Annotated in this window: 10 protein-coding genes; 9 read left to right on the forward strand and 1 reads right to left on the reverse strand. The window is 43.6% G+C overall.

Translation table 11 applies throughout. The annotated features are described in order from the left end of the window. The first annotated feature begins 121 nt into the window (after positions 1-121). The gene (locus BUB19_RS21985) at positions 122-376 is read left to right on the forward strand and encodes a hypothetical protein (RefSeq protein ID WP_143156129.1); all 255 of its coding nucleotides are present in this window, start codon (positions 122-124) and stop codon (positions 374-376) included. After that, positions 367-666: a type II toxin-antitoxin system RelE/ParE family toxin gene (locus BUB19_RS21990; RefSeq protein ID WP_073097787.1), complete on the forward strand. Its 300-nt coding sequence runs from the start codon at positions 367-369 to the stop codon at positions 664-666. The genes BUB19_RS21985 and BUB19_RS21990 overlap by 10 nt, the downstream gene beginning before the upstream one ends. Positions 667-951: 285 nt before the next feature. On the opposite strand, the gene BUB19_RS21995 is transcribed toward BUB19_RS21990, so the two are convergent. Continuing rightward, a complete protein-coding gene (locus BUB19_RS21995) occupies positions 952-2,229 on the reverse strand; it encodes an amidohydrolase family protein (protein WP_084097552.1) in 1,278 nt (425 codons plus the stop codon). A gap of 929 nt (positions 2,230-3,158) precedes the next feature. Between BUB19_RS21995 and BUB19_RS22000 the strand changes: the two genes are divergently transcribed. The 7 genes from BUB19_RS22000 (at position 3,159) to BUB19_RS22035 (ending at position 13,709) form a co-directional block, all read left to right on the forward strand. Next, on the forward strand, positions 3,159-6,266 hold the full coding sequence (locus tag BUB19_RS22000) for a SusC/RagA family TonB-linked outer membrane protein (protein ID WP_073097790.1): 3,108 nt from the start codon (positions 3,159-3,161) through the stop codon (positions 6,264-6,266). Positions 6,267-6,286: 20 nt separating this feature from the next. Next, on the forward strand, positions 6,287-7,819 hold the full coding sequence (locus BUB19_RS22005; RefSeq protein WP_073097791.1) for a RagB/SusD family nutrient uptake outer membrane protein: 1,533 nt from the start codon (positions 6,287-6,289) through the stop codon (positions 7,817-7,819). Between the two features lie 94 nt (positions 7,820-7,913). Then, the gene (locus BUB19_RS22010) at positions 7,914-8,336 is read left to right on the forward strand and encodes a VOC family protein (RefSeq protein ID WP_073097793.1); all 423 of its coding nucleotides are present in this window, start codon (positions 7,914-7,916) and stop codon (positions 8,334-8,336) included. A 67-nt stretch (positions 8,337-8,403) separates the two neighbouring features. Continuing rightward, positions 8,404-8,568 carry a hypothetical protein gene (locus BUB19_RS24295; RefSeq protein WP_178371554.1) on the forward strand — a complete coding sequence of 55 codons (165 nt, stop codon included), beginning with the start codon at positions 8,404-8,406 and terminating at the stop codon, positions 8,566-8,568. Positions 8,569-8,706: 138 nt separating this feature from the next. Beyond that, a complete protein-coding gene (locus tag BUB19_RS22015) occupies positions 8,707-9,960 on the forward strand; it encodes an alkaline phosphatase family protein (protein ID WP_073097795.1) in 1,254 nt (417 codons plus the stop codon). Between the two features lie 1,273 nt (positions 9,961-11,233). Next, on the forward strand, positions 11,234-12,586 hold the full coding sequence (locus BUB19_RS22030; protein ID WP_073097800.1) for a Gfo/Idh/MocA family protein: 1,353 nt from the start codon (positions 11,234-11,236) through the stop codon (positions 12,584-12,586). Positions 12,587-13,109: 523 nt separating this feature from the next. Next, a complete protein-coding gene (locus BUB19_RS22035) occupies positions 13,110-13,709 on the forward strand; it encodes an RNA polymerase sigma factor (protein ID WP_084097554.1) in 600 nt (199 codons plus the stop codon). The last annotated feature ends 239 nt before the right edge of the window (positions 13,710-13,948 follow it).

Here is a 13,948-nt window from a genome sequence, read left to right on the forward strand (position 1 = left end):
CCTTTAAATGGATGATTGTACATCAATGAACCAAAAATAAACAGAAATATGGGTACTGTATGATACTCTGGAAAAAATGGAGGCACGGAAAACAAATGTGAAACCTAAAAAAGGACGAAAAATGTTATCTTTGGAAAATGGCAGTATTATGGACATCCAGACAGAGAAATTACGCTTGATCGAATGGATCGCGGGACTAAATGATACCGAGATACTCAAAGAGTTCATTACTTTGAAAAAAAGGAAAGAAGTGGACTGGTGGGACGGTATCAGTGCTGAAGAGCGGTCCGAAATAGAAGAGGGGCTTGCCCAGGCGGACAGGGGTGAGGTGGTTACCCATGAGAAGGCCATGGAGAAGTATAAAAAATGGCTTTAGAAATCGTTTGGACCAGGCGTGCCCAAGCAGGTTACGCCAGGATAATCGAGTACCTGGAGACCCATTTTACAGAAAAGGAAATCCGCGACTTTGTCCGTCAGTCCCATGAATTTTTTGAATTGCTCGGTCAGTATCCAGAGATGCTGGCAGGTACAAAAAAGCAAAAACATGTCCACCGGGGGCCGATCAACAAGCACACCATTTTAACCTACCGTATCAGGCCACGGAAGGGGCGAATAGAACTGATCAACATCCGTTCTTCCAGAAAAAGGCCACTGAAAAGGCAATAGCCGATCAATAAATATATATTTTTGGTCCAATGGCTTCGGAACAAGTTCCGATTTAGCGATGGCGTTTACAGCTAATGGGCGTTCATCTTCAAAAATAGTCAAACAGCAATTTTGTCCATATTGGCCAGATCAGGTCTTTCTTTTACTTCCTGTTCTTTTAGGGAAAGTCATTAAAAGTAGAAATATACGCTCCCCTTCTTTTTTAAACTGAAAACGTTTCAACCGAAAGAAAAAACTATCGTTATGCCTGTCTGCAGAGACGAAACGTTCTTTGTTTTCCCGCCCTTATTCTTCAACTACCCTGCCTCCTATATAGGTCTCAATGATGCTCCTTGTGTTCCGGATGTCCTGCAGGGGATTGGCATCTAAAATGATAAAATCTGCAAAATGTCCGGGAGCGAGCGTACCCAATCCCTCCAGGTTCAGGTATTCGGCCACGTTTTTGGTGGCAGCAACCAGTATGTCCATGGGCTGCATTCCCGCCTCAGCCATCATCTCCATTTCCAGGTGTTCGAAATACCCCATAAAGCGGGTCGGCACTCCGCTGTCGGTACCAAATACAATCGGCACACCCGCCTCGTTAAGCTTTTTGAGGTTCGAATAGGCCGTAGGTAACTGTCGCTTGTAGATTTGACTACTGCGGTTGGCAGCGACCTGTGCCTGCCTTTTCGGGTCCAGTAAAGGACGAAAGGTATCTTTTCTGTACACTTTCAGAAAGAATGGATCTGAAAAAAAGGCGGCAGTATCTTCATAGACATAGGTGGATAGTTCCCGGGTCAGGGTAGGGCAGTATCCGATATTTTTTTCTTTGATCAACCCGATAAAGGAATCGTCCACAGGTAAGTCTCTTACACTATGTGCCAGCAGATCAGAACCGGCTTCCAGTAGCTTTCTGGAATCTTCAAGGTAATAGGAATGGGTGGCAATTTGATAGCCGAGCTCGTGAGATTTGTCAATCACCGCCCGGTACACGTCTTCGGACATTTTTGTAGCATTACCCAGGTTGTCATCCACCCGGATCTTCATGAAATCCACACCCATTTCGTGGTTTTTTTCCACCACCTGTACTGCTTCAGCAGGAGTGTCTCCGGAAATGACTGCTCCTGCGATAAACAATCTTGACCGATTCACCGGATTTTGGTTGGCGGCATGGCGAAAAGGGAGGGCCTCTTCCTGATCTCCGCCCAGACTGACCACCGTTGTGATGCCGTATTTTGCATATATGGAGAGGTTTTTTTCAATGGTTGCTGAACTATAGTGGCCTCCCGAAATACCCTGCACGTCACCTACATGACCATGACCATTGATGATGCCGGGTATGATGGTTTTTCCGGTAAGCTCAATCACCTCGGCCTGATCCGGGATCTCCATTTCGTCCCGGCTGCCGATGGCAATGATTTGATTTTCCTGAATCAGCAGCACCCCATCTTCCAGGGGTTCAGCCCCGTTTCCGTCAATGATCCTGGCGCCTACAAAGGCTTTGTAATTGGCATCCTGACTGGTGGAATTTTTGCAGGAAAGCATGTACAGCAGGGCAAGGCAGAAAAATATATACGATTTCATATGTTTATCATTGTTTCTTTAACGATCCTATGGCTGATCTAATGACGATGCAAGTCGGACAGGGAGTCCCAGCATATCGGCAGACAGGCCGCAGGTTTTTAAAATCATTCCTTCCTGTGACTGTTACGCCCTGCCCGTCCGACTCCAGGCAGCCTCAGATTCATGACAAAAAGTTAATCATTTTTTTGGGTTATCCATTGTATCACCAGTAGATTGATGGTTTTATGCGCTATTCCTCGCGAGCAGGTCAGTGTATTCCTGCAAGCAGTTGAGGCCCTCGTGCCGGCAGCTTTCAAAAACGTTTATTGCTCTGTTGCAACAAGACCAGTTAGCTACCAGACTTTGAGACGGCACGTAATCAAGTTCAAATCTCCTCCGATTTGAATGAAATATAAAATTGCAGGACGTAATTCAGTGGGAGATTTCTCGTGGGCAACAAAAAGCCAATAGGCTGCTTCAGAACATCATTTCCTCTTCCGGTATTTTGGTTTGCTATAATATTTAGTAATAAATTTTTTATATGAGCGGTAAAATATAATTTTTGATATTTTTTATTTAAAAATGCAATATAATATTAAGATTTATAATTTTATTTTTTAAACTTTATTAAATAATGGTTTTTGTTTGGTTTAATATTTTTTTTATGAAATAAAAGATTAATAATGGTTTTTAAATATCTGTTATATTTTTTACATTCATAGCAAGGAGTATTATTGATCCTGATCAAACCTATTCAGCGGGATATATACAAGACCAACAGCTTCATTTTTCCCACTGCCTCTAAATAATAGTATTTCCAAGAATCACATGTATCCGATCCGATAAAGAATGCCTTTGGTATGCTTATATCCTGATTCCTGCTGGAATCAGGTTTTGGGTGCGTTGAACGGAATTCCAAAAATTAGCAATAACCTTAAACTACAAAAACCATGAAAACAATTGTATTCAGGCGGTCGGGTCCGTCTTTAAAAATCCTCTCTTTTATTCTCCTTCTACTGTTTTTTATTGGCAACCATTGGGCGCAGGGTCGCGTCGCTCCGGCTTCTGGTATGCATGTGGATATCGCTGTATCCGGAACGGTCACAGATTCCAATGAGGTACCCTTACCTGGGGTAACTGTTACGGTATTGGGCACCAATAGAGGAACTGTCACCAATCTGGACGGCAAGTATTCCCTAACTGTCCCGGATAACGCCGAGTTGGTATTTTCCTTTATTGGATTTACTTCGCAGACCATACAGGTGGGTAACCAAAGCACCATCAACGTGGTACTGGAAGAGGACCTTGCTTCGCTGGATGAGGTAGTGGTGGTGGGATATGGTACCCAGAAAAAGGCCAACATGACGGGCTCTGTAGCTACATTAGGATCAGAAGAAATTATCAAGCGTCCACTGACCAATGTGGCTGGTCTGCTTCAGGGCAAAGTGGCCGGCTTGCAGGTATCCTCTCATTCCGGCAAACCAGGTAGTGAAAACAATTCACTACGGATCAGAGGTTTAGGTACATTTAGCTCTGCCGGAAGTGAGCCTCTTGTGCTCATCAATGGTATTGCGGGGGACATGACCAATCTGGATCCCAATGATGTGGAATCGGTCTCTGTGTTGAAAGATGCCGCATCCAGTGCTATCTATGGGGCCAGGGCTGCGAATGGGGTTATACTGATTACCACCAAACGGGGTACCGAAGGGGCACTTAGTATCGACATACACAGTAACGTACAGGTACACCAGCCTACAAGGTTACCCAGGCTATTGAGCAATTCTGCCGATTACATGATGTATTGGAATCAGGGAAGGCAGCGGGCAGGCGGCCAGGCACCCTATTTCAGCCAGGAGGAAATCGATGCTTTCAGAAATAATCCCAACGATCCGGTCAACTATCCGAATTTTGATTGGATCGACCATTCTTTCAATACCGCTGTAGCCAATATGCAATCCGTGAGGGTCAGCGGTGGTAATGAAAAAACCACCGTCGGCTTATCCTTAGGATATTTTGATCAGCCTGGCCTGACCAGCCTGTACGAATTTAAAAAATACAATGCCCGGCTAACGGTAGATTCTAAAATCAACGATTGGTTAAAGGTAGGTGGAGACATACAGTTGGTAAATAAGGATATACAGCGCAGCAATTGGGACAATGGAAATATTGACTACCAGATCCTGGCCATTTACGGAGCAGGCCCCAATTATACCCCTACCATGACCCTGCCGGATGGATCTACGGGATATGTGGCAAGGTACAGCTCCAATATTGGAGAATGGACGGTACGAAATCCGGATGCGCAAGATGCCAGCGGTATCCAGACCGATATCAATTACAATGTACTGCCGCAATTTTACGTAGAGGTAAAACCTACTGAACACCTGACCTGGTATACCAAAGGAGCGGTTTCCTACGATAACCGGGCGCTCAAAAATCATGAGACGCCCGTAGATAATTATTTTTTCAAAGATGGCTCCTATGCCCACAACAATTCTACCTGGCAACTCGGTGTGAGGGAGAGCTGGAATACAGGCATGTGGACGACGTTTTATTCCACATTGAACTACAAACGCCTTTTTAATGAAACTCACAATATCAATATTCTGGCAGGATACAACCAGGAATACAGTTTAAACCGGCAACTGAGAGGTTCCAGGGTTCATTTTCCAACCAATGAACTGAAGGAGCTGGACGGTGGAGCTCCGCTGGATCAAACCACAGGAGGCTTCACTGAGGAATGGGCCATCATGTCGTTTTTTGGGCGGGCCATGTATGACTACAACGAGAGATACCTTTTGGAAGCCAATATACGTTATGATGGAACTTCCAGGATATCACCTGACAATCGCTGGGGCGTATTTCCGTCAGTGTCGGCAGGATGGCGGATCTCGCAGGAACCCTTTATGCAGCAAAATCGCTGGATAGATGAGTTCAAGATCAGGGGATCATGGGGCCAACTGGGCAACCAGAATGTAGGCTTGTACCCCTATCAGGAGGTATTGACCACTACCTCCTATCCTTTTAACACTGCTCATCCGGGAGCTTATGTCAATCGCCTCGTAGATCCAAACCTGAGATGGGAAACCACCACTATGGCTGATATTGGATTCGACCTCTCAGTAAATGAGGGTCTGATCAATGTAACCTTCGACTGGTTTGACAAGGTTACAGACGATATCTTGTACAATGTGCCGATTCCCGCAAGTGTAGGCCTTGCTCCACCCACTGTCAATTATGGTAAAATGAGAAATACCGGAGTGGAACTGGAGTTGGGTTCCTTTAAGCGTATCGGCGATTTTAGCTATAATGTAAGTGTCAATTTCTCTACCTTCAGGAATGAGGTTCTGCGCATTCTTTCTCCCGTATATGGCAATTTTACCATTCAGGAAGGCCTACCGTTTAACTCCCATTTTATGGTGGAATGGGACGGAATCTTTCAAAATGAGGAGGAAATCGCCAACAGTCCGCTGCACCAATTCAATCCAAAACCAGGTGATTTAAAATTTGTAGATCAAAATGACGATGGGGTCATCAATGCGGACGACCGGGTAGTAATGGACGGTGCTTACCCCAGGTTTCATTACGGCAGTACCATTAACCTCTCCTGGAGAAATTTTGATCTGAATGCTTTCTTCCAGGGACTGGAAGGCTACAAGCAAAGCACTCAGGGACTGTCATGGGGTCTGGTGCCCTATATCCAGGGTTCGCCCCCACCATTGGATTTTATTGAAAATATGTGGACGGGTGAAGGATCTACCAATGCCCATCCCGCCATGTATATCTCCGGCTATGCACCTGTGACCGGCACCCGCAATTCCTATTGGTTGCTTGATGCATCCTACCTGCGGTTAAAAAATCTGGCCATTGGCTACAATTTACCAGAATCCCTGAATGAGAAATTAGGGTTGAAATTTGCGCGGGTATACATGTCTGGTGACAACCTTTTTACCATTACCGACTGGCCGGGATCTGACCCCGAAAGGGCCAATACCAATTGGTTTCAGGCTTACCCTCAAATCACCAGTTATACACTTGGCCTAAAAGTTTCTCTTTAAATCATTAAACAGTTACCAAGATGAAATATTTTAAAGCATTATATATTCACCATGTGTTAATAGGGTTGCTGGTCTTGTTGGCCGTATCCTGTACGGATTTTCTGGAAAGAAATCCAACCACACAGATTTCAGGTCCGACATTCTGGAATTCGCAAAAGGATGCAGACCTGGCGCTTGCAGGGGTGTATTCCAGACTCAATAACAATACCTTCAATCATGAAGGGGTCTATTCACTGGCCATCATGGCTGGTGATGCCAATGAGGGTGGTCAAAGCCTGGGGGCCGCTTCTACCGGTACTTTTGCCATGGGTATCATGGAAGCGGTGTCCGGAGGGCTACTGGCCAACGTATACAACCATTGTTATCAGGGGATTGCCACCTGTAACTATTTTCTGGAAAACATAGACAGGGTAGACATGCCCGCAGAGCGAATTACCAGATACAAGGGCGAGGTACTTTTTTTGCGCGCATTTTTCTATTTTACATTGGCCGACTTTTATGGAGGGGTACCGATATATACTACCCCGGTGTCTGCCGATGAGGCTAAAGTGGCCAAAAGCAGCAGGGAGCAAGTGATCGATCAGGTGTTGGCTGATTTGGATGTGGCCATTTCCAGTCTGCCCAATACCGATTACAGCTCCAGCGGTCATGCTGTCAGGGGGTCTGCACTGGCGCTGAAGAGCAGGGTGCATCTGTTTGAATCGGATTGGGCCGCTGCCGCTCAGGCGGCCTCGCAGGTCATGTCCGATGGACAGTTTAGCCTCTATGAAGAAAATTGGGCTAATATTTTTCTGGCAGAGGGCCAGAACGACAACCCGGAAATCATGTTTTCTACCAGGTATTTAAATCCCGATAATTTCAGCAATCAGGATATCCGGATTTTATGGCATGGGATATGGAATCCCCGGGCCGAACTGAGGGATGCATTTGAATGTATTGATGGCTTGCCCATCGATGAGTCCCCCTTGTATGATCCCGACAACTGGAAAGAAAACAGGGATCCGCGTTTGGCAAAGACCATGCGTGGATTTGATGAGCCGGCCGTAAAGGCCTCTGGAGAAGTGGTGGAATTTGCCTACAATGGCGTGTCCATGACAGGCTTGATGCCAGCAAAAGGAGGCAATGTGGAAACGCTGCCGATCGACTATTCCACCAAAAGTGAACAAGACTGGGTATTGATCCGGTACGCAGAAGTTTTGCTGAATTTTGCTGAAGCCACCAACGAGCTGAGCGGTCCCACTCAGGCTGTTTATGATGCAGTAAATGCTGTCAGAACCCGCCCAGGGGTGGATATGCCCACCTTGCCGGAAGGTTTGAGCCAGGATGAGATGCGGGATCGGATCAGGAATGAACGAAGGGTAGAATTTGCCTTTGAAGGCATGCGGTACAGGGATATCAAAAGGTGGAAATATGCCGAGGTGTACATTCCTACGCTGGTGGAGCCGGGATCCGGTATCCAGAGACAGTTTGACCCTTCCAAGCACTATTTGTTCCCCTTCCCCCAATCCGAAATCGACATCAACCCAAATCTGGTACAGAATCCGGGTTATTGATTGCAACACTAAAAATAAAACATGAAGGCCTCAGGCTTTCATGTTTTATTTTTTAATTTTATGTTTATCCGGATCATAAATCACTCAAATCCCTATGGCTGCGATTCCACCCTTTCACCTTGCTTTCCCGGTCAGGGACATTGAAGAAACCAGGACGTTCTACCAGGATTTGCTGGGTTGTGAAATAGGCAGAAGCACCGAAAAATGGATAGATTTCAATTTTTTCGGACACCAGCTCTCTGCTCATGTGAAACCGGAAGAATTGGCCCTGGTAAATGCCAATCAGGTAGACGGTAAAAATGTTCCTGTCCGTCATTTTGGGGTGGTTTTAGATTGGGAAGGTTGGCATGAACTTGCGGACAGATTAAAAAATCACCAGGTCAAATTTATCATTGAACCCCATATCCGGTTCAAAGGGGAAGTTGGGGAGCAGGCAACCCTATTTTTTCTGGATCCAAGCGGCAATGCGCTGGAATTCAAAGCATTTGAGGACGAGAAGCAAACATTTTCCAGGTAAGTAGGTGTTAGTTTAATAAAATTGATTACTTTGTAATCTTAATTTATTCTCCATTAAACTAACCTTTATGTTGTTCTCCATTATTGCCTACGGGGTATTTTATCTGGCTGTAATTGCTACAGCAGTTTACTTTATTTTTACCTGGGTCAACAGGTATTTTAACCTGAAAAAGGAGCAAAACGACTTGTTGAGACAAATCATTCATAAAATAGACAAGAATCCGTTCGCCTGAAGCGGCGGCTGGATCTTAGAGAAAGGTGAATACAACGTGAAGCTTGTTTTTTGAAAAACGAAAAAACGATTTTTAATGTAAAAAGGGTTTTACATTTGTGGAAGTAATCCGCTTTTCGTCATTTTTGTTCCAGAGTATATGAAGGTCTTGTCGTTAGGTATTTGCCTGCTTCTTTTACTGCTTTTTTCCGGATTTGGACTTTATGCCCAGGAAAAAGAGCAATATTTGATTTTGATTTCTCTTGACGGCTACCGGTATGACTATACAGAAAGGTTTAAGCCTGAAAATCTCAGCCGTTTTATAGAACAAGGGACTGCTGCTCAGGCCATGATACCTTCATTTCCCACCAAAACCTTTCCCAACCATTACACCATTGCCACCGGTATGCTTCCCGAAAACCACGGTTTGGTGGACAACTCCTTTTATGAACCCGAAAAGGATCAGGTTTACAGCATGGGCAATAGAAGCATTGTGGAGGACGGATACTGGTATGGAGGTACACCTATTTGGGTCCTGGCAGAACAAAATGGAATTAAGGCTGCCAGCTACTTTTTCGTTGGTTCGGAAGCACCGATAAAAGGAATCCGACCCAGTTATTATTATTCCTTTGATGCAAGCGTTCCAAATCTGACCCGGATCTCCAAAGTTTTCGAATGGCTTCAACTACCTGAAGATGAACGCCCAAGACTCATTACCCTGTATTTTTCAGATATGGATGATGTTGGCCACCGGTATGGACCCGAAAATGATGAAAAATTACAAGAAAGCCTTGATCGGCTGGACCATGAATTGGGAGCCTTGTTTGAGGGCTTAAAAAGTTTTGACCTGGATATCAATATCATCATAGTATCCGACCATGGGATGACCAATGTGCCAAAGGAAAACCTGCTGAACCTCGACAATATTACCGAAGGCCTTGAGGCAAGGGTTGTAAATAACGGTGCCCTGGCACATGTTTACCTGGAAGAACCCGGGGAGACAGACAAAGTTTGTCAGCAGATAAACGGGCAAAAAGGGCCCTACAGAGCGGTGAAAGTACAAGACCTGACCTATTACAAAAGCCCTGAGAAATATAAAAACAGAAAAGGAAATATCCTGGTCATGCCGGACTTGGGATTTTATCTTGCCACCACCAAAGGAATGGTGACCTACCAAAATCGTTCTGCCATGTTTCAAACGGAAGTTTTTGGCGAACATGGCTATAGTCCGGAATTTCAGGACCTGCATGGTATTTTTTATGCCAATGGGCCGGCAATAAAGGAAGGTTTGAGGATTCCGCCTTTTCAGAATATCCATGTATATCCCTTACTTTGCTCAATTTTGGACCTTAGAGCTCCAGACGATATTGATGGCGATTTTGAGGTGTTGGAGCCCGTTTTGAGAGGGAAATAAGAATGACTTCCCCTTAAAATGGACGATTTTTCTGACCTGCTTTTTCGGATTTCTTTTAAAAAAGCAAACTGCCTGATCATGTCATACTGGTAATGAAAGTAGCCGAATCAGATTGAAGGTGTATTTCAATTTTCCCGAAATTTATTCCTGATGAGTTCAATTATGTGATCAATACCCTTCATCCGGAATTTTATCTGGTAAAGTTGATTGATGTACTGCCTTTTTATTTTGATAAGGGGCTTTGACCCTATTTGCCGGACAAATTAACTCCTATCTACGAGATTTAAGATTGAAAGGAGAGAAATGCCTTAGCAGATTTTCCAGGGAGGTATTGAAATTGCTACAGTTTATTTTGATCAAACCCAAAAGTGATACCCAATTAATTCTTTTAGATTCAAAGGGGAAATCCCAGGCAATTGGTTAAAATTCATGATATTCTCTATCTTTAAATCATTGAATCCCGGAAAATGGAGCGGCTTAAAGTGCTGATGTCGGAAAGGATGTTTGCTTCCTGTAAGCGACAACGAAGTCGGCAGGATAATGGTGAGCTTAGAAGTGACCAAAGTGCCAGGTTCAAATCGGACGAAAACCCAGATATTTTAAATTATTAAACATAATAGCATGAAATTCCTCCCTTATGTTGTAATCTATTTGCTCTCCTTAAATTTAACCGCACAATCCAGCAATAAATCTGCTTTGCTGGGTGAATCGGGTACAAACCAAGAAACCCAGCGATATCCTGGGGCCAAACAAAAAACTCCATTAAAAGCTTTAATCGTTGACGGCCAGAACAACCATGCGGTATGGCCAAAATCTACCATAATGATGAAGCAGTACCTGGAAGAAACCGGAAAGGTTACCATTCCTGTCCCGCAGGATTTTCCTACTGCCGAAACATCAAGCAGCAGGGAATTTACGTTGAAAATTGACGTGCAATAAGACCAAATGGTAATACCAGCCATTGGATCAAGCCCTTCTTTGATGCCATTTTTTGTTTCTCATTTCTTTAAGCACTTTCCAGAGTAAAAAGGGGTAAGGAAGGCGTCATCATCAGATAGCTCATGACGAAGAAGAGAGTACTGAAACCTGAATTTTCAAAATTTCTAAGATTTATCTATTAAATTTTAACCTATTTACTTTGATTTTACCTTAATTTTCATGATCCTGTGAGACACAATCATATTTACCTCGTTTTTAACTTCTGAAGCATAATGTTTGGCTTGAAACATAAAAAGATAACCGATTAAACAAAAGATCCTTTAAATAAACTATAATGAATACAACCAGAAGAACATTTTTAAAATCAGCGTCAACAGCTGGTTTAGGAGCATTTTTTATTCCTAATTTTATTGAACGCCCACCAAGTACAAAATTGCGTTTTGCAATGATTGGTGTAGGTGCCAGAGGTCGTGCCAGTTGGAGCCAGGTGGCCGTAGAGGATATTGTGGCTATGTGTGATGTTGACGACAGAATGACTGAAGATGCCTACAAAACGGTAACTAAAGCTAAAAAGTACAAAGATTTCAGGCTGATGTTTGACGAAATGGCCAGCGAAATTGATGCAGTAATGATTGCTACACCTGACCACACCCATTTCCCTGCGGCAATGGCTGCCATGCAGCTTGGTAAACATGTATTGGTAGAAAAACCACTGGTGCATAATATCTGGCAATGCCGCACCATGAAAAAAGCAGCGAAACATTATGGTATTGTTTCGCAAATGGCAAATCAGGGACATACAACCCATGGAATCAGACTGGTAAAAGAATGGTATGATGCGGGGGTTCTTGGAGAGGTAAAAGAAGTAATTAGATGGGGAGGTCCGACAACTTTTAGTCCGGATGGATATTTCTCGAAGCCTGAAGGGTTCCCATTTCCAGTACATGAAGTACCTACAGGTTTAGATTGGGATTTATGGAAAGGTCCCGCAGCTGATCTTCCTTTTAATAATGAGTATGCACCTAAATCATGGAGAACTTTCTACGATTTTGGTAGCGGAGCAATGGCCGACTGGTGTTGTCATACCTTAGATGCTCCTTTCTGGGCATTGGACCTGGGCATGCCACATACCGTAGATGCGGTGGTACCAAATCCCGAAGTACCTGATCACAGCATGATTGCACAGGAATCAACGATAACCTGGCAATTTGGAGCTCGCGGTAATCAACCACCTGTTACCATGAAATGGATTGAGGGCATGGGCAAACCGGAATTAAAAGAGGAGTATGGGCTCGAGGAGATGCCGGATAATGGGATGATTATCATCGGTTCTAAGAAGACACTGTACCATGGTGGTCGTCCAAACAATCCCCGGTTACTTGTGCCTGAAGAAGAATGGATAGATTTCCAAAAAAATAAACCAGCAGAGACCATTCCAAGAGTGGAAGAAGAAAAACCGGTGCAAGAATGGGTAGCTGCCATCAAAAACGACACCTTGCCGGGCTCAAACTTCGATTATGGTGCTGACTTAACCGAAATGGGACTTGTTGGTGTACTAGCGCAACGTTTTGGCGGAACCATTAAATACGACGAAAAAAACATGAAGGCCATTGGTCGTCCAGAGCTAGATGCATACATCAAGGAACCAGTTCGTAAAGGATGGTCTTACGGAGAGGAGCTTTGGTAGAATAAAACGCCTTGTATAGAAAAATATTGGTGAAAGGTTAGGAATCAAATAAAAAACAATTCCCTTAAACCCGCAAACCTTCCGGGATTTGTTGAAAATCAGCCTGAAGTTAAAAATAAGCGAGTGAAACCTGGAAGGTTTTATCTCTATAAGAACCAATTGATTAAAGATATAGGCTGCGGATTTTAGGTGTTAAATTCGATAGCGGTAGCATTTAATTCATTGTGGCGGCTAGCCAGGGTCAAAGCAGTTTTCATGCGATGATGTTCACGCCGCTTTCTTTTGGAAAATAGCTGTGCTTTTCCTTATTTCAGGCCACACGCAATTCCATGGGCCTTTTTTTGATAATTTTCTGACCGAATTTCCAACCATTTTTTTTATTGCGATAGGGTTTTCCTGTATTTATTCAAAGTAAAAATGAAAGAACAGCAGTCAGTGAAAGAAAAATGGGAACAAGATTTGGCATTATTAATTAATATAGCGATAATTAAGTATTGATATAATCTAACCCAAAATATCCATCGTGAAAATTCAGGAAAATCCTATTTCTTTTCAAAAGTGGGACGACTTTTGGTTGCTTTTAAGAAAAGGTGACAGAAAAGGCCTGGAGGGAATATACAGACTTTTTTCTCATGAACTTTTTAAATATGGATTGGCCCTGGTAAATGATGAAGCATTTATTCAAGACTGCATTCAGGAAGTTTTTATTGACCTTTGGAAATACCATCCTAGCCTGCAAAGGGCAGACAATGTAAAAGTTTACCTGTTTAAATCCCTATCCCATAAAATCTACCGGGAGAGTAAAAAGAACGCCAAATGGAAAATGGAGACGCTGGATGAAATGGCTACCATCTCCTATTCCATTGAATCTATGGAAAGTTCACTGATTGGAATACAGCGGGAACAGGTAAATCAGCAGAAGTTAGCCAGCGGAATCGATAAATTGCCACTTAGGCAAAGGCAGGTCATCCAATTGCTGTTTTTTGAGCGGTTTTCCTACGAAGAAGTCTCCAAAATGATGGGTATCAACCTGCGCTCGGTGTATACGTTGGCCTGGAAAGCGATTGGAAGCCTGAAAAAGCATGTGGTTTCACTGCTTTTAGGGTTATTCTTTTTAATTTGAAATACTGTAAATTTGATTGTGAACTTCACCCCCTTTCTCTTTAAGGGGGTGAAGGGGGATTTTTTCGTTCATTCCGTTTTTTTACGTTTGTATTCCGGATGAAGAAGGTCCTTCATTCTGATGGCCCAAATCAGATCCCAAACAAATCTCCCTTCCCGTGGAAAGACTCTTTCCCTATCAATACCGGAAGGGATTTTTTGTATAAAAACCAACTAAACAACGTATTATAAAATTGACAT

The sequence above is a fragment of the Cyclobacterium lianum genome, assembly GCF_900143075.1.
Classification (GTDB): Bacteria; Bacteroidota; Bacteroidia; order Cytophagales; family Cyclobacteriaceae; genus Cyclobacterium; species Cyclobacterium lianum.